15 protein-coding genes are annotated in these 16,919 nt (G+C 60.6%); 5 read left to right on the top strand and 10 right to left on the bottom strand.

What is annotated here, in order from left to right; all coding sequences use genetic code 11:
• The first annotated feature begins 57 nt into the window (after nucleotides 1-57).
• From LVD12_RS06460 to LVD12_RS06450, 3 genes are all read left to right on the top strand, one after another.
• Nucleotides 58-2,235, top strand: a complete 2,178-nt coding sequence (locus LVD12_RS06460; RefSeq protein ID WP_237066604.1) for an autotransporter outer membrane beta-barrel domain-containing protein — start codon at nucleotides 58-60, stop codon at nucleotides 2,233-2,235.
• Between the two features lie 189 nt (nucleotides 2,236-2,424).
• The gene (locus LVD12_RS06455; protein WP_237066602.1) at nucleotides 2,425-3,618 is read left to right on the top strand and encodes a pyridoxal phosphate-dependent aminotransferase; all 1,194 of its coding nucleotides are present in this window, start codon (nucleotides 2,425-2,427) and stop codon (nucleotides 3,616-3,618) included.
• Between the two features lie 124 nt (nucleotides 3,619-3,742).
• Nucleotides 3,743-4,219, top strand: coding sequence for an Lrp/AsnC family transcriptional regulator (locus LVD12_RS06450; RefSeq protein ID WP_237066600.1), 477 nt, complete (start codon nucleotides 3,743-3,745; stop codon nucleotides 4,217-4,219).
• Nucleotides 4,220-4,278: 59 nt separating this feature from the next.
• Here the strand turns inward: LVD12_RS06450 and LVD12_RS06445 are convergent, their stop codons facing one another.
• From LVD12_RS06445 to LVD12_RS06430, 4 genes are all read right to left on the bottom strand, one after another.
• A complete protein-coding gene (locus LVD12_RS06445; protein WP_237066598.1) occupies nucleotides 4,279-5,319 on the bottom strand; it encodes a HupE/UreJ family protein in 1,041 nt (346 codons plus the stop codon).
• Complete coding sequence (locus LVD12_RS06440) at nucleotides 5,316-6,170, bottom strand: peptidylprolyl isomerase (protein WP_237066596.1); 855 nt, start codon at nucleotides 6,168-6,170, stop codon at nucleotides 5,316-5,318. The genes LVD12_RS06445 and LVD12_RS06440 overlap by 4 nt, the downstream gene beginning before the upstream one ends.
• A 273-nt stretch (nucleotides 6,171-6,443) precedes the next feature.
• Nucleotides 6,444-7,340, bottom strand: a complete 897-nt coding sequence (locus LVD12_RS06435) for a SphA family protein (protein WP_237066594.1) — start codon at nucleotides 7,338-7,340, stop codon at nucleotides 6,444-6,446.
• 150 nt (nucleotides 7,341-7,490) lie between these two features.
• Nucleotides 7,491-9,509: a DUF3604 domain-containing protein gene (locus LVD12_RS06430; RefSeq protein WP_237066593.1), complete on the bottom strand. Its 2,019-nt coding sequence runs from the start codon at nucleotides 9,507-9,509 to the stop codon at nucleotides 7,491-7,493.
• A 274-nt stretch (nucleotides 9,510-9,783) separates the two neighbouring features.
• Here LVD12_RS06430 and LVD12_RS06425 point away from each other — a divergent pair, with 274 nt between their 5' ends.
• On the top strand, nucleotides 9,784-10,185 hold the full coding sequence (locus LVD12_RS06425; protein ID WP_237066591.1) for a DUF4345 family protein: 402 nt from the start codon (nucleotides 9,784-9,786) through the stop codon (nucleotides 10,183-10,185).
• A gap of 73 nt (nucleotides 10,186-10,258) precedes the next feature.
• On the opposite strand, the gene LVD12_RS06420 is transcribed toward LVD12_RS06425, so the two are convergent.
• From LVD12_RS06420 to LVD12_RS06395, 6 genes are all read right to left on the bottom strand, one after another.
• Entirely contained in the window at nucleotides 10,259-11,071 is an 813-nt protein-coding gene (locus LVD12_RS06420; RefSeq protein WP_237066589.1) for a sterol desaturase family protein, read from the bottom strand.
• Nucleotides 11,072-11,327: 256 nt separating this feature from the next.
• Nucleotides 11,328-12,134 (bottom strand): sterol desaturase family protein, encoded by an 807-nt coding sequence (locus LVD12_RS06415; RefSeq protein WP_237066587.1) that lies wholly within the window; start codon nucleotides 12,132-12,134, stop codon nucleotides 11,328-11,330.
• Nucleotides 12,135-12,284: 150 nt separating this feature from the next.
• The gene (locus LVD12_RS06410) at nucleotides 12,285-13,355 is read right to left on the bottom strand and encodes a helix-turn-helix transcriptional regulator (RefSeq protein ID WP_237066585.1); all 1,071 of its coding nucleotides are present in this window, start codon (nucleotides 13,353-13,355) and stop codon (nucleotides 12,285-12,287) included.
• Between the two features lie 3 nt (nucleotides 13,356-13,358).
• A complete protein-coding gene (locus LVD12_RS06405; RefSeq protein ID WP_439651330.1) occupies nucleotides 13,359-13,922 on the bottom strand; it encodes a lytic transglycosylase domain-containing protein in 564 nt (187 codons plus the stop codon).
• A 70-nt stretch (nucleotides 13,923-13,992) separates the two neighbouring features.
• Nucleotides 13,993-15,720 (bottom strand): proline--tRNA ligase, encoded by a 1,728-nt coding sequence (locus LVD12_RS06400; RefSeq protein WP_237066583.1) that lies wholly within the window; start codon nucleotides 15,718-15,720, stop codon nucleotides 13,993-13,995.
• A gap of 147 nt (nucleotides 15,721-15,867) precedes the next feature.
• Entirely contained in the window at nucleotides 15,868-16,299 is a 432-nt protein-coding gene (locus LVD12_RS06395; protein WP_237066581.1) for an HU family DNA-binding protein, read from the bottom strand.
• A gap of 303 nt (nucleotides 16,300-16,602) precedes the next feature.
• On the opposite strand from LVD12_RS06395, the gene LVD12_RS06390 reads away from it, so the two are divergent.
• Nucleotides 16,603-16,869 carry an FmdB family zinc ribbon protein gene (locus tag LVD12_RS06390; RefSeq protein ID WP_237066579.1) on the top strand — a complete coding sequence of 89 codons (267 nt, stop codon included), beginning with the start codon at nucleotides 16,603-16,605 and terminating at the stop codon, nucleotides 16,867-16,869.
• Nucleotides 16,870-16,919: the final 50 nt, after the last annotated feature.

Raw genomic sequence — 16,919 nt, 5'->3', positions numbered from 1 at the left:
TGCGTTTCGGTCGGTGTCTATACTTGCCCCATCGCGACCTGTGCAAAGGAGTGCATTATGGCGTTCACGGCAAGAGCCATCAGCCTGGCGGTGGCGCTGGCTGGCGCGTCGGCGAGTTTCGCTGACGAGAGTGTCACCACCGGGCTTTACCGCAATGTCGTCGTCTTCGGGGACTCTCTCTCCGACAGCGGCAATGCGGGTATTTTTACCAGTGACGATCCCGACGGTGAAACCCCTCGCCAGCCGGCCATCAGCTTTACCGCCCAGCGCTTTGGGCTCGAACCGCTGACGCCGTCCTGCTTCGGGCTCGGTCCCGATTTTGGTGGCGCGGTGCCCTGCTATCCCGCGGCGGGCAGCGTGGAAGAGCTGGTGGCGCAGATTACCGGTTCAGTGCTGACCAATGGCAGCAACTGGGCAGTGGGGGGTAATCGGACGGCGGATGTTCTACTGGACGTGGTGGGCCCGCAGCGCTTCCGCAGTCTCTTTCCCGATACGACATTGGCCGATCACAACAGGCTCACCACCATCCTGCCGGACTCCAGCCGCTGCGGTGAAGATGGTATCTGTGATCCGGCGGCGGGGGAGAGTCCCTTCCTGCCGCCGGCGGAACTGATCGCCGCGGTCTCCAGCTTCGGCGACCCCGCGGCGCTTCAAGCGCTGGTGGACGACCCCAATAACGGTATCGGCCTCACCGGAGTGCCCAACGCACTGGGGCAGGGGTTCCTGCAGCGCAACAGCGTGACCAGCGACACCCTGTATTTTCTCCAGGGCGGTGGCAACGACATCATTGCCAACACCATCGCCGGTACCATCAGTCCCGCGTCCATGGAGCGCGCCGCCACTTTCCTCGTGACCGCTGCCGAGGAACTGCGTGCTGCCGGGGCAAAATATGTGGTGGTTTCGAACGCGCCACGCGTGGGTAATACACCGTTGATGAACGACCTGGGGCCAGCGGCGGTTTCAGCGGCCAACAGCGGCACAGCCCTGTTCAATGAGGAATTGCGCGGCCAGATGCTGTTTGTCGGCAATGTATTGATTCTGGACACCGAGGGCTTCGGGACGCTGGCGCTGGAGAGACCAGCTTTGTTCGGTTTTGCCGATATCGACCAGGCGGCGACCTGCTATGCCGCGGGCACCTGCGCCAACCCGGATCCGGTGTTCAGCGAGGTGGGCAGTGCCCCGAACGCAGACCGCTTGTATTTCAATGACGGTGTCCACCCGACCCTGGCAACACAGGAAGCGCTGGGGGATTACTACTACTCGGTACTGAGCGCACCGGTGGGCTTTGCCCTGCTACCGGACCTGGGCTATCAGAACACCCGCGCGCACCAGTCCAATATCGACCAGCACCTGTTGTCCCAGCGCTTCCGCGAGCCCACTACCACGGTCTTTTTCAGTGCGGCCTGGAACACCACCGAGCTGGGCGGCGGTCCGGCGCCCAATTACAACGACAGTGCCTGGGATGCGTTCTTCGGTCTCAGCTTCAACGCCACCGATAACTTTGAGTGGGCGCTGGCGATGTCCTACAGCAGCTCTGATTACCGGCCACGGGACTGGTCACTGGAAGCGGATAACCTCAACTTCAGCTGGCTGGCCCGCTGGCATGATGAGCGCTGGTTTGTGGACGGTGGTCTTACCTACAGCGACATCGATTACGACGATGTGAACCGCCACATTCATATCGGACCCTATACGACCCAGATCCAGGCCAGCACCGAGGGCGACGCCAGCAGTGTGTTTGTGCGCGGCGGTTTCGACACCGCGCCGGCGCTGCCCTGCCAGATCGGCCCGTTCGTGTCCCTGGCCTGGACCGACGTGGATTCCGACCGCTTTACCGAGCGGGCCAACCACGACCTGACCTATATCAGCGCCATCAATGGCGAGACCGTCGATCCTTTCGGATTGCGGGTAGGCGGCATCAACCGGGAATACTGGCGCTATCGCGCGGGTTTCTTCTATAACGCCCCGGAAGAGGCGGAATGGCGCTGGTTCGGTGAAGTCTGGGTGGAAGCCAATGACGGTGATGACGTGCAGGATGTGAATATCGGTATCAAGTCCATACGCGGCAACAATGCCAACCTGGCGGCCTACGACAGTCGTAACTCCGGCTACTTCCAGAATGGTGGCGGTGCCATGGTGGGGCTCAATCTCACCGATCAGTTGCAGGTGAGCGGCACCTTGTTGATGCGCCCGGAGGATACCCTGGGGGGACTGAATTTCAGTTACCGGTTCTGATTTCGCCGGGCGAGTGGCCCACCGGCGCGACCGTGCCGGCGGGGCTGGTCGGCTTGCCGGTGGCGCAGAATTTTCTGCGGTATGGCTAAAGAAAATGCCACGGGAATGCGAAATTCACGCTGAGATCGGGCATTAATTACCCGCGCGGTTGTTAAGTTACGCAGTATCGATAACAACTGGATAGTGAAGATGTTCAAGCCAAAGTTCAGCCTGCCGAGTGATGCCCTCAACCGAGCCGACGCCGATGTCTGGGCGGTCAGCACGCGTGCCCACGAGCTGGCCGACAAGGGTGAGGACGTGATCTTCCTGTGTGTGGGCGACCCCAACTTCGATACTCCCGAGCCCATCCTCGACTACACCCGTGCGCGCCTGGGCGTTGGCCGTACCCATTATTCCCCCGACGCCGGCGAGCCGGTTTTGCGCCGCGCCATCGCCACCATCGAGAGCAAGGTATCCCCCCATCCCTGCAGCCCCGATGACGTGGTGGTCTTCCCCGGCGGCACCAATGCCATCTACTCGGTACTGGCCTGCCTGCTGAATCCGGGTGAGGAAATCGTCATCCCGGAGCCGATGTACATCGGCTACGTGCCCATCTGTGATGCGCTGCGCCTGGAGGTGAAGCGGGTGGCCTGCCCGGCGGACAACAACTTCGCCTTTGATGTGGAGTCCATCAAGTCCGCGATCGGCAAAGACACCCGCGTGGTGATGATCAACACTCCGGTGAATCCTACCGGCGCCATGGCCACTCCGGAGCAGCTGCGGGAACTGGCGGCCTATTGCCGCGAGCGCAATGTGTGGCTGGTCAGCGACGAAATGTACTCCATGATCACTTTCGCCCGCCGTCACACTTCCCTGCGCACGGCGGCGGAGCACCTGGACAACGTGGTGGTGATCGATGGCCTGAGCAAGTCCCACGCCATGAGCGGCTGGCGCCTCGGCTGGGCCGTCGCCCAGGGGGCACTGGTGGAACGCCTGGCCCAGTGGGCCGGGGCAACCATGTTCGGCTGCCCACAGTTCATCCAGGAAGCGGCGGCGTTCGCGCTGGAGTTCGACGGTTACTTCGTGGAGCAGATGCGCTCCGCCTATGAAAAGCGCCGCGAGCTGATCGTAGAACGCATCGGCAATATGCCCGGCCTGAGCTGCTACGCTCCGGACGCAGGCATGTTCGTGATGGTGGATGTATCCCGGGTGGCGGAATCCGGTGAAGCCTTCGCCTCCGCTCTGCTGGATGCCGAACGTGTGTCCGTACTGCCGGGTGCCCCCTTCGGCCCGAGTGCAGTGAACCATGTGCGGCTCACCCTGGCCGCCGACGAGGCAGACCTGCGTCGAGCACTGGACCGCATCGAACACTTCGTCACCAGCGACAATCGCCAGGCTGGCTGATCGGGGTTACCCCTTTTCGGGTTGGCAGCAGAGGGGCCCGCCGTCAAAGAGCCGCGGGCCCCTGTTTCGACATCCGTCGATTGCCGTTATCCTTGCCTTTTTCTGTAGTAGAAGAAACAGCACCGTGAAAATCGACCGGCATAACCTGAAGATACTGCAGGCCCTGCAGACCAACGCTCGCATCAGCAACCTCAATCTGAGCGAGCAGATCGGTCTCTCGGAGAGCGCCTGTCTGGCGCGGGTAAAGCGTCTGACCAGCGAGCGTTACATTCGCGAGTTCCACGCGGAGGTGAACCTGGACAAGGTGCGCCATGCCGAGTTTTACGTGAACGTCGCCCTGAAGCGTCAGGACGCCCGCACCAGTGAAAGCTTTCGCCGTGCCATCAATGAGATTCCACAGATCGTCTCGTGCGTGAAAATGTCCGGCGAGTTCGATTACATGTTGCGCTTCGTCTGCCCGGACGCGGCAGACTTCAACCAGGTTTCCGAGCAGCTGCTGGCCAACGAAGAAGCCGCGATCTCGCGCATGACTTCCCACCTGGTGATCGAGAAAACCAAGCCTTTTGGCGGCTACCCACTGGAACTGCTGTTCCAGGATTGAACACTGTCTTCCTCCCGGGCGGATGATGGCCCGCCCGGACCGCTCTCCCGCCTGTTTTCTCAGGTCAGTACCATCGAAAGGCTGCGGTCGATCAACCACCAGGCTGCCAGCCCACCGACCAGGTAAGCAATCGGCCAGGCGACCACGGCGGTATCAGCACCGTTGTGGCGGGCGCCCCACCATGGCGATGGGGGCACTTGCTGCAGCAGCCACCAGAGGAGGGCGAGGGCGCCGATAAAGGCCAGCTGGCCCGCCTCCACACCGATATTGAACAGCGCCAGAGAGAGGGGGATGGCATGCTGCGGTACACCGATCTCCGACAGGGCACCGGCAAAACCCAGCCCGTGCAGTAAGCCGAAGCCGAATGCCACTAGCCACGGCTTGCGGATGGCCAGGGTCGAGCGCCCGCGATGTTTTTGCAGGATCTCGCTGGCCACGAATACGATGCTCAGCGCGATGACAGCCTCCACCGGTGCCTGGGGTACCGATACCCACCCGAGCACTGCAGCGGCCAGCGTCAGGCTGTGGGCCACTGTAAAGGCGGTGATGGTCCACACCAGTTGCTGCACGCCACTGACCAGCAGAACCAGTGCCAGCACGAACAGTAGGTGGTCGATGCCGAGCAGGATATGTTCGACGCCGAGCACGAAGTAGGTGCCGGCTATCTGTCCGCTGCTCCCTTTCGCATCGATGACCAGTTTTGTCCTGTCCGGAAGCAGTCTCGTCACCTGCTCGCGGCCATCCTGCCAGCGGATATGTACCAGTGCGTCCGTCATCGTTTGCTCGAGGCCGTCGATCGCCACAGGGACGTCGGCCAGCGCGGCACTGTGGCTCACCTGCCAGGTTTCGGTGTAAAACCCATTGGCAAACGTGCCCCGGGGCGGTGTCACGGCAGACACGCTGTCGCCGAACCGCACATTCATGGACAGGCGCAGGTCGCCCCGGGCCGGTACCCGCCAGGACACCGAGAAAACCTCTTCCGCAGTCTGCTGGATCTGCAGGTAGGCCGGCCGCAACTCATGGGACTTGGCCTGAAAGGCCAGCAGCAGGCTGAGTACTGCAAAAATAAGGGTGATATGGAGTGGCGACAGGCGGTTCATTGCAGGGCCACCTCCTCACTGGCCCGCTCCAGTTTGCCCTCAACCCGCAGTTCATAGGCGCTGCGATAGCTGTCGTACTGCGCTTCCAGGATTTTTTTCTGTTCCTCGCTCTGCCAGTCGCGCAGCACGATAGAGGCCACGTCTTCGAAGTCCGCCGGCTGCTCGCTTCTCACCGACTCCAGCAGCACCAGGTGCAGGCCATAGGCCGACTCGACCGGTCCGGCCCACTCGCCGCGGGGCAGTGTTTCGAGCTGGCTGGCAAACCCCTCGCCGAACAGGCGGTCCAGCTGATCTGTGGTTTGCCCCTCAAGGTGCCTCTGCAGCAGGCTGCTGTCACCGAGCTCACTCGCGGACACCCCTTCCGACAACAGTGCTCTTGCGGTCTCGATGGCTGCCTCGGGGTTATCGTGCGCACCGCGGTTGAAATAGATCTGGCGGAGGTTGATCTGCGCCGGTTGCCGGTAGCGCTCGGCATTTGCGGAAAAATAGTCACGCAGGACTTGCTCTCCGGGCTCGATGGCATCGATCAGGTCCCTGGCCAGGAATTCCATTTTCATGCGCAGGCGCCGGCGGATCACTGTATCGTCCCGATCCAGTCCCAGATTGATGGCCTCCCGGTAGAGGACTTCCTCGCGTACGAAGTTGTCCACCAGCCCGCTCAGTTCCTGTTCGGTGGGCGGCCGTTGCCAGCGCCGTTCGAACACTGCGGCCAGGTGGTCGATGCGGCTCTGCGTCACGACAATTTCGTCTCGCCTGGTATCGTCGTCGGTGAAGAAGGTGCTGATACCGAACAGCAGCGCACCGATCAGGGTAAAGTGCAGCAAAGGTTCGCGCAAAACCGAGTGGCTCATGGTTAAAATCCTGTTCCCTGTGTTATCTCTTATCCTATCCGTGGAGTCGCCTCAGGGTATACCTGTAGGCGAGCGGAGGGAGCGGCTTTTTTATTGATTCCCGAAATCAAATGCCAATGTGACTGCCCTGTGATTTTGTATTCCGCACCGAGAGAGACCGAATCTCACTCGATTAGGGAGCGATACTGGCTATCAATCTAGCAGAGGGATAAGTGCTTGCGGCCTTCGCAATGCCTGCAAACAGCCTCCCGCTGTCATATCGTGTCTGCGAGGTTAGATATCAAACTGATAGACCAGTTTGAGCCAGAAGTAATCACCTTCTGGCGTGTTCTTGGTGTCCAGCTCAGGAAGCCACCTGAATTCCACCAGCAGGTTTTCCTTTCCCATGGGCAGCACATAACCGACTACAGGGCCGATGCCCGAGGACCGCTGCCTGAATTCCTGAATAAAAAGGCCTGGTCCAGGATTGTCATCATCACTGATCTGATTCAGCCAGAAAGCGTTGAGTCCAAGGGTGACGAAGCCTTCGCCCGCAGGAAGCATCTGCTGCAGGCTGCCATCCAGGTGAAAGAGCGAGCCACTCTTGTAATCGGTATCCGGATTTTCCCAGTTATAGGTCAGCCCGGCAAACAGGGAGGCATTGAAACCGGATTCCTGGTTGCTATAGGCAACGGAAAAGGTGGGGTCCACCGCCCAGTAGTTGAGTCCGGGGTTGGCGAGCCGCCCTACGTCATAGTCCCCGGTCGGGGCATAGACAGTCAGCAGGGCATTGTATTGCCAGTTTTCGCACTGCCAGGCAAGCATGGCTGGAACCAGGCTAGTATCGCTCAGGCCCGAGGTGGAATCGCGACGACGGAAATTGCCAAGGTCGCTTTCTATGGTGCCGGTTACGGTGACATCTGCCCAGGATGTAAATAATCCTGCACTGTATTTTCCCCCGAGCACTGGTGTCTCAAAGGTATAAATCCCGCCGACAACCACCGCATCCAGGTCGACATCAACGCCGGTTGCGACGAGCCCGGCAATGGGGATATCGGCGCTGATACTGAAATCACCGCTGTAGTTAAGATAGATGGGCTCCACCACCACCCCGGCCTGTAGCGGTGCGCGATCGATCAGCGTTGCTACCGTGCCGGGCACGTAATAACCGATGCCACCCTCTGTACTCAAAGCCGCTGAGGATAGGGTCAGCAGTGTCAGTCCCAGAACGCCAGGGCAAACATTTTCGTGTTTGCGGGAGAGGACGATCCGCGAAAAAAGTTTTGATCCCCTCATTGGTTAAAGCCTCCGCTCCAGGGTTTGCTGTCCAACCGTTTGCTTTCAGGGTGTATACCAGATTGGCGAGGAAAAACCGCGCTCCTGGTGGGTCAGCGGAACGTCCTTGTCCATTTCCACGTCGAAACGCACTTTGTCGTAAAGGGTCCAGCGAGGCGTTGGTATTTCCAGTACCCGCACGTAATAGACAGCTTTATGGTCGGGGTTGAATTCCTCATCCACGAAGTGGCCCACCAGCTGCGCAGCGCCGATATCGTTGCTGTATTCAGCGGTTTCCAGGTTGACGGAATTGCCGACTTTCTGGATTTCCCCCTCACCATCTTTAGTTCGATCGCCAGACCAGGTCACGTTGTAGATTTTCTCGTGCGCCTTGCCATTGCCGTCTACCCAACCCTTGATGATCTGCACCCGGTCCAGGTTGGCACCCTCGGGATCCTTCATGGCGGCTACCAGGAAGGTTATCGGCTGCCCTTCCTTGGCTGCGCTCAGCGAGCTACCCATCGGTACACCTTTTTTGTAGCCGACAGCCGCAATGTCACCCCTGGCGTCCAGCTCGCTAAAATCAAAGCCCCCGAAGAAGCGCAGGGTCATCCGCGGACCGGTGGTGGCAAAGGTCTCCTTGCGCTTCATCGCATCCCAGATAGCTTCGCGGGTGTTTTCCTTCGCCCACACGCCCATGATGCCCGAAGCTGCCTGCTCCCAGCCGGTGAAGTCACCACTCTTGCCCTCGATCAGCGGGTAGTTCCAGCGGGTCTTGTTGGAAGGCTCCAGGGTCTTGAACTTGCCAAAGAAGTTGTCCTCTTCAGCGGTGGAAAGACCGGTATGGGTATCGGTGGCAGCGTTGGCGCCATACTGGAACGGGTTGGTGCCCAGTTTGTCCTGCAGCCGCATCCCGGACTTCAGTGCCTCGCGCCAGTACTCAGTCTTGATGGCACCCTCCGGCTTGGGCACCAGGATCAGATTGCCGCGATCCCACAGGTCCCAGTTGGCGAATTCGTCCTCAGGCGACAGGCTCGGGTGAGACTCACTCTGGCCCTTGATCTGGGTCACCTCAAGCAGGGGCTCATACTTCGCCCGCATTTGCGCCCATTCGCTGGTCATGGGCGAGCCGTCGAACTGCTGTTCCTCGAACATGCGCCCATTGGACAGATTGCCATTGTGGGGAATCGCCAGCACCTGTCCGCCAGTTTTCTGCTCGTAGGCCTGCATCCACTGCCACAGTTTCATCGGGTCCTGGGTCTCAAAGGTGGTCAGGGGTAGCAGGTCACCAATGCGGTCGGCGCCATCGCGAAAGATCACATTGCGGTGCAGGTTATTGCCTCCGTCGGCATTGACGGTCCACTCGAAGGCAATAAAGGTAGAGAACTCGCCGGGCTTGTAATACTTTTCCGCCGCTTCGATGGTCTTTTCCCAGGCGGACTTCATCCACTTGGGGTCCATGACTTCCTTGGGTAGTCGCTCCTCGGACTGCATGGTGATCAGCTCACTCTTGGCGGCGCTGGCTTGCTTTGGGTCACCAGAGTTGAGTGCTTCACTCCATTTCTTGATGGTGTCGTTTTTCAGCATCTCCGGATTGCCGGCGACGATTTCATTGATGACCCCCATGCCGTCGGAATGATCGGTGACCATGAACCAGTCATAGGGGCGGTGCAGCTTTGCCTTGAGTCCGCTGTTGGACTCCACTTCCTGCCCCAGGGCGAAGCGGTAAGCATCGTCGGGTGTGAGGGTGGCGCCGTCCATGCCGGCGTCGGCGGACCAGCCGGTATGCACGTGTGTGTCGCCAAAATAGGCAGTCGTCGGATAGTCACCCCTGGCGCCAGTGCCAGAGGCCCCAGCGGTATCTCTGTTGCCTTCATTACCCGACTCTGAAGCCGCATAGGGATTGGATTCGTTGTCCGTATCATCCACCGGGGCGTCCCGGGAACCGAACTCTTCCCCGATGATCTGTTCTCCTGAGCTGCCCGACTGTGCCCCTTCTGCCGGCTCCCGGTCACCGCCACAGGCAGTAAGTGCAGCCATCAGGGCTAGCAGGACGGGTGTGAAGTTGCGCATGCGCGATTCCATTGGGTTCTCCAGAAATGATTCTGCCAGGTAAGGGCGCTTCGAAAGACCGCGAAGAGCAAATAATGAATGCAATGGCCAATGCCCCTGGCCTGATCACGGTTTAAGCTGCTTGAATGTTAGTTGTGCAGAAGCGGGAGTGTGCGAGGTTGGCATCCAAAGTGCCGGAGGAAGCGTAATTCTCAACCTCCAGGCCTATGGTTGTGGCTGCTCTACACTGCGAAGGAAGAGTGGGCTTGGGAAAAGCCGTCAAATCAATGGATTGGGAGAGCTGGCAGTGAGACACAGTGGGACAGTTTATCTGGTTCTGAATGCGCTGATCTTCGCCATCATCGGTGTGTCAGCGTTTGCCAATCCCGTCGCATTTACCAACACGATCGATTTCTCCCTGGACGCACCGGCAGCCATGCCGGAGTTCCTCGCGACTTTCGGGGGGTTGATGGTGATGATCGGTGTGGCGATCGGCCTTGCCGTGGTGTTCCGGCGCCATCGCCGGGTTGCCTTCCTGCTCATCGTGATGGCCTATGCCGGCTTTGGCGGCGGGCGGCTGGTGGGCATGCTGGCGCACAGCGGGTTTGACTGGCGCAACGGGCTCTTCTTCGCTACCGAGGTCCTGCTTATCCTCTGGGGCACGGCCTGTTACCTTCAGGAACGGAAACAGGGCCATGCTCCGGCCTAAATAAAAAAGCGCGGCACCGTGACACGGGCCGCGCAAAGGTTGCGGTTTTTTGCCGATCAGCCGCAATACGGTTTCAGGGTGTCACCTCAGCGCCTTTTGCTCCTTCATCGTTCTCCACTGCGCCAGCCGTGACCCGGCGGAATTCGTCTTTGTAATTCTTAAACTCTGTGCCCATCAGCCGATCCCAGAAGGTGAAGTAGAAACCGTAGTTACCCTGGAATTTCTGGTGGTGCAGGTTGTGGTGGGTTGTGGTGGTCAGGAAATCCAGCGGGCCGTCGACCCAGCCTCGAGGGTGGAATTCACAGCTGGCGTGCAGCATGGTGTTGCGGAAGATCTGGATGAAACTGAAAGCGATCCCGATCCAGATATGGATCGGCAACAAGACCAGCGACAGGGGGGTGAATAGCACCATCAGCAAACCCTCACCGACGGAGAAACTGTAGGCCGCCCAGGGAGTGGGGCTGAGAGACAGGTGGTGTACCCGATGGAAGTGCCGGAATAGTCTGGGATGGTGTATGGCCCGGTGCACCCAGTAGAAGTAAGTGTCATGCAGGAGAATGAGGACGGGCAGACTGATGATGTTCCACCAGAGTGGATAGTCAGTCCACTCCCAATAGAGATGCAGGTAACCGGCGCGGTTGAGGGCTATCGTGCCGAGGCCGATGGTGGCGCCAATTCCCATGGTGAGTAGCGAGAAACTCACTTCCCGACGGATGTCTCGCCAGGTGGCGCGTCGTTTTTGCAGCCGGCGCTTGTTCATCCAGCCGCGAAACAAGAGGGAGACAAACAGACTCACCAGGGTGGCCGCCAGAACATAGCGAAAGAGCATCCTTTCGTACTGTGTCAGCCATGGCTGGGCCAGCTCAGACAGAAATTCCCACTCCATAGTGACTCCTTGCCATTCCTTTGAAATTCCATGGGAGGATTCGCCAGGAGCACAGAGCATGCCGGCTTCACTGCCGGGGTGAGGATTCTTTCGGCTTCGGCAGCGGGCGAGTCACCATAATAGATACATTTCGATTAGAGGCTGCTGGGGAATTCTCACTTTCAGACCCAGTTGGCGCGGGATTCCTTCTGCTGTTTGTCTTCCTTTCTGGATTTCCCAGGTTCCCGCGGTACCGTCTGTCAGTCTTTTGCTGTATTCAGGTCATCGATTGTAGGCCCTGTTCTTCGCTATTTGTCCCGGTGCCTCCAGATGCCGCCCTGCGAAACTCCTCTTTGTAGTTCTTGAATTCGGTCCCCATCAATCGATCCCAGAAGGTGAAATAGAAGCCGTAGTTGCCCTGGAATTTCTGGTGGTGCAGGTCGTGGTGGGTGGTGGTTGTCAGGACGTCGAGAGGCCCGTCCACCCAGCCGCGGGGATGGAATTCACAGCCGGCGTGGAGCATGGCATTGCGGAAGATCATCACGAAGATAAAGGACAGCCACACCAGCACATGCAGCGGCAGCAGGATGGTGATCAGCGGGGAGAAGATGGCCATCAGGGCGGCTTCGCCCACGGAGAAACTGTAAGCAGCCCAGGGGGTGGGGGTCCGGGACAGGTGATGCAGGCGGTGGAAGTGCCGGAATAGCTTCGGGTGGTGCATGGTGCGGTGGGTCCAGTAGAAGTAGGCATCGTGGACCAGAATCACCACCGGCAGGCTGGCGATATTCCACCACAGGGGATAGTCGCCCCAGTCCCGGTACAGCTGTAGCCAGCCCCAGTCATACAGGACTCCGGTGATCAGGCCGATGGTGGAGAAGACCCCCAAGGTGAGCATGGAGAAACTGACCTCACGGCGGATATCGCGCCAGCCGGCACGGCGTTTCTGGATGCGCCGGCGGTCCATCCAGCGTCGGAACACAACACCCACCAGCAGGCTGACGGTGGTGGTGGCCAGCAGGTAGCGGAACAGGTCGCTCTGAAAGTGCCGCACCCAGTCCTGGCCCATCTCCAGCAGGAATTCCATGGTTTGTCCCTCGTGTTCTTGTTATTGGCTGCTGTCCGCCGGCAGGTGCCCGACGCTAGCTTCAAATCCGTGGGTCCAGTCTGGATCAAACGCAAGGAAAGTGCTTCCGGAATCCGCAAAACAGCTGACGGATTCTGAAAACTGGTGGGATCAGGCCGGCAGCTGCCCGCGTCGGAATTCCGTGGGGGTGCACTGGTGGCGCCGCTTGAAGGCGGCATTGAAGGGGCTCAGCGAACGGTAGCCAATATCCAGAGCGATGGTCAGTATCGGCAGGTGCGCCTGCTGCGGGTCCGCCAGGCGGGCACTGGCCTCGTCGATACGGAACTCGTTCAGGTACTCGTTGAAATTGCGGTAACCCAAGTGGCGGTTGATCAGGCTGCGCAGTACATGCTCGCGGGCACCCAGCTGTTCGGCCAGTTCACGGATGGTGAGGCCGGTATGGCGGTAGCCACCATTCTCCATGTGGGACTGTAATTGTTGCAGCAGCTGACGCTGCGGTCCGTCGAGGCTGGGGGGCGGTTGTGCCGGGGCTTCCTCCGCTTCGGGTTCGCGCGCCTCTGGCGCCGGCGGCAGGGATTCCCCGAGGGCTTCCGGTGAGAGCGCCAGCAACCACAGGCAGGCGGCAAAGGACAGCAGGGTGGCAAGCAGGGCGTGCAGGGTGGGAATACCGGTAGGTATCGGCCAGTAGGTGAACAGGAACTCTGCGCTCACCACGACCAGCATGTAACCACCCACGGTGATCAGCAGAGCCGCACGCAGGCGGCGCCGGGCTTCCACCAGGTCGGACTGGAAGTGGCGGAACAACTCCAGCATGCCCGCTGCGATCAGCCCGAGCTTGAGCGGTTGCGCCAGCACGTAGAGGGACTCGTGCAGCGCCGGCGCGGTGGCAAATTCCAGGTGGTTGGCCGCTACTGGCACTGCAACCGACAGTGCGATCAGGGGCCATCCCCAGCGCGGGAAGGCGTCTCCCTCGCTGCAGAGCTGGTGGGCGAACAGCCAGAACGCGGCCGGCACCAGGATGGTGGGCAGGTCGAACAGCAGTCGGGCCAGTGGGTGCTCCAGCGACAGCAGCGGCCACAGCAGATAACAGAGCACCCCTGCCAGCATCAGGATCAGCCAGCGCCCGGCCGGCTGGTGGCGATAGCTGATCAGCAGCCTCGCGGCCGCGAGTAGCAGGAGGCCGCAGGCACTGCCGGTGAAAAACACATAGCTGCTATGCACCGCTTACCTCCACCGGTCCGCCCAGGCGTCCAGCACCTTGCTGCTGTAGGTATGGCGGCCGTAACTGCCGTTGTAATAAGCCAGGGCGTTGGCCAGGTTGCCCTTGGCCTTGCCGATATAGTGCTTGAGGATGGTGCAGCCGTAGCGCAGGTTGGTGTCCATGTCGATCAGGTTGTCGTCCGGGCTGCCGATCTCGTTTTTCCAGAACGGCATTACCTGCATCATGCCCTGGGCGCCGACGCGGCTGACGGCATAGGGGTCGAAGGCGCTCTCGATCTGGATGACGGCGAGCACGATCTCCGGCTGCAGCCCTGCCAATGTGGCCTCCCGGTGCACGGCCTTCAGCACGCGCATACGCTCGTCGGGATCCTTGATATAGCGGGCAAGGGGCTGGGACTTGGCCATCAGCCAGACTTCCGCATCGAAGCGGTCGGAAAAGCTGTGGGCCTGGTGGATGGCCGCACGCAGGGCGCGGCGCTGCTCCGGATCAATCTGGGGGATCTGCATCTGCGCTTGTGCCGGGGCCCAGGCGAGCGCGAGCAGCAGGGTTAAGCAGATTCTTATCATTTTCTTCACGGTCTGTGGCAAAGCGGGCTCCGGGTTATCTTACCCCATCGCCCGCACAGCGCCAGCGGGCTCAGCCGGCGAGTTTCTCCAGCAGGATTTCCAGCAGCTGGGACTCGGCGAAATCCTGGCTCTCGGCATCGCGGCGGCCCTTGTACTCCACCACGCCGCGTTCCAGACCGCGGTCACCGACCACGATCCGGTGCGGAACACCCATCAGCTCAACATCCGCCAGCATGGCGCCAAGGCGGGCCTTCGGCTCGTCCATCAGCAGCACATCGATACCCTCGGTACGCAGGGCGTCGTAGAGGTGCTCGCATTTCTCGCGGACCAGGTCGCTCTTGTGCATGTTGATCGGCACGATTGCCAGCTGGAACGGGGCGATCGCCTCCGGCCAGATGATGCCGGCATCATCGTGGTTCTGTTCGATGGCGGCGGCAACGATGCGGGAGACCCCGATCCCGTAACAGCCCATGGCCATCACCTGTTCCTTGCCGTTCTCGTCCAGCACCGTGGCATTCATGGCCCGGCTGTACTTGTCGCCCAGCTGGAAGATATGGCCGACCTCGATGCCGCGCTTGATCTCCAGGGTGCCCTGGCCGTCCGGGCTCGGATCACCGGCGACCACGTTGCGGATATCCTCCACGCGTCCGGGCTCCGCATCGCGGCCCCAGTTGACCCCGGTCAGGTGGTAGTCGTCCTTGTTGGCTCCGCAGGTAAAGTCCGCCAGTTGGGCGGCCGCGCGGTCGACAATGGTTTCGATCTTCAGGTTGACCGGTCCAAGAGAGCCGATACCGCAGCCCAGTTCTTGGGCGATACGGGCTTCCGGAGCGAATGCCAGCGGGCTGGCCACGCCCTCGAGTTTTTCCGCCTTGAGCTCGTTCAGCTCGTGGTCGCCGCGCAGCACTAGTGCCACCAGCGGAGCCTGCTCTCCCTCTTCGGCCTCGCCGAGCACGATCAGGGTTTTTACGGAGTGGGCCGGGTCAGACTTCAGGAAGGCGCTGACGTCGGCAATGGTTTTCTGGCCCGGTGTGTGTACTTCCTCCATCGCCTTTGCGGGAGTTGCGCGCTCACCGGCGGGAGCCACGGCTTCTGCCAGCTCCACGTTGGCGGCGTAGCGGCTCTCGGTAGAGAAGGCGATGTCGTCCTCACCGCTGGCGGCCAGTACGTGGAACTCGTGGGAGCTGGATCCACCGATGGAGCCGGTGTCCGCCAGTACCGGGCGGTAGTCCAGGCCGATGCGATCGAAGATGCGGCAGTAGGCATCGTGCATCACATCGTAGGTCTCCTGCAGCGAGTCCCCATCCAGATGGAAGGAGTAGGCATCCTTCATGGTGAACTCCCGCGCGCGCATCACGCCGAAGCGGGGGCGAATCTCGTCGCGGAACTTGGTCTGGATCTGATAGAAATTGGCCGGCAGTTGCTTGTAGCTGTTGATCTCGTTGCGGATCAGGTCGGTGATGACCTCTTCATGGGTGGGGCCCAGGCAGAAGGGGTTCTGGTGGCGATCCTCGATCCGCAGCAGTTCCGGACCATACTGCTGCCAGCGGCCGGATTCCTCCCACAGCTCGGCCGGCTGCACTACCGGCATCAGTACTTCCAGGGCGCCAGCCCGGTCCATTTCCTCGCGCACGATGCGCTCCACCTTGCGCAGCACCCGCAGCCCGGTGGGGAGCCAGGTATAGAGGCCGGAGGCCAGCCGCCGGATCATGCCGGCGCGCAGCATCAGCTGGTGGCTGATGACCACGGCATCGTTCGGTGTTTCTTTCTGGGTGGCAATCAGGTAGCGGGATGCGCGCATAGGACTCTTCGGTTTGTCTTGTTGATGGGGCCGCACATTTTACGCTGGTGGGGCTGCGAGATGGTAGGGCCGGGGAGCCGGAAGTGCCCGGCCAGAAACAGAAAACCCCGCCGGGGCGGGGTTTTCGTGCTGGGGAGATTGCCGGAATCAGTTTTCGGCCATTTCCTTCAGCTTCTTCAGCGGCCGTACCTTTACCTGGATGCTGGCGGGCTTGGCCTTGAACACGGTCTCTTCGCCGGTGAAGGGGTTGATCCCCTTGCGGGCCTTCTTGGCCGGCTTCTTCACGGTGGTGATCTTCATCAGGCCGGGCAGGGCGAACTCACCGACTGCGCGCTTCTTGATGTGACCCTCGATCACGTTGGACAGCTCGTCGAGGACGGACTGGACCTGTTTGCGGCTCAGCTCGGTGTTCTCGGCGATCTCGTTCAGGATCTGCGTCTTGGTGTACTTCTCCTTGATCGCAGTGACCTTGCGCGGCTTCGCTGCAGCCTTGGCTGCGGTCTTCTTGGCGGGAGCCTTTTTGGCTGCCGTCTTCTTGGCGGGGGCTTTCTTAGCTGCGGCTTTCTTGCGTGCGGCCATGGTAGCTTCCTTCTCTATTGGTGGTGTCTATCCGGTGAAAATGTGTTCTTTACCTCACCGGTTCCGCCCCGGCAGGGGTCAAAAGCCGTGTGGGTATGGGGTGAGTATATCCAGTTTTTTTTCTCTCGCACGAGAAAAACCGGGAAAAATAGTGCTTTTTTTCACGATATGACAGGCCGGGGAGAATCTTCGTGCTCTTTTCCGGGGTTCAGGCAATGACTCCTCCGCAGCGCGCGGGCCAGCTTCTTCCCGCCAGAGCGCTCATGTATAATCTGCGCCCCTCAAAGCACCAGGTACCGATCCATGCCGATCTATGAATACCAGTGCAGAGCCTGTGGTCACCAACTGGAGGCTCTGCAGCGCATCAGTGATGCACCACTGACCGATTGTCCGGCCTGCCAGAAGGCCGACCTGCAGAAGAAGATCTCGGCTGCCGGTTTCCGCCTCAAGGGCGGCGGCTGGTACGAGACCGATTTCAAAACCGGCAGCAAGAAAAACCTGGCCGGTGACGGGGCCAAGGCCCAGTCCAGCTCGGACAAGCCGTCCGGGGGCACCGCCGCAGCGGGCTGAGTCCCGGCGGCATTCAAACCGGGCCGGCGTTCACCGGCCCAGAGACAACA

The sequence above is a fragment of the Microbulbifer guangxiensis genome, assembly GCF_021729075.1.
Classification (GTDB): domain Bacteria; phylum Pseudomonadota; class Gammaproteobacteria; order Pseudomonadales; family Cellvibrionaceae; genus Microbulbifer; species Microbulbifer guangxiensis.
Note: the sequence above shows the minus strand (reverse complement) of the source record. Positions and strands in the feature narration are given on the sequence as shown.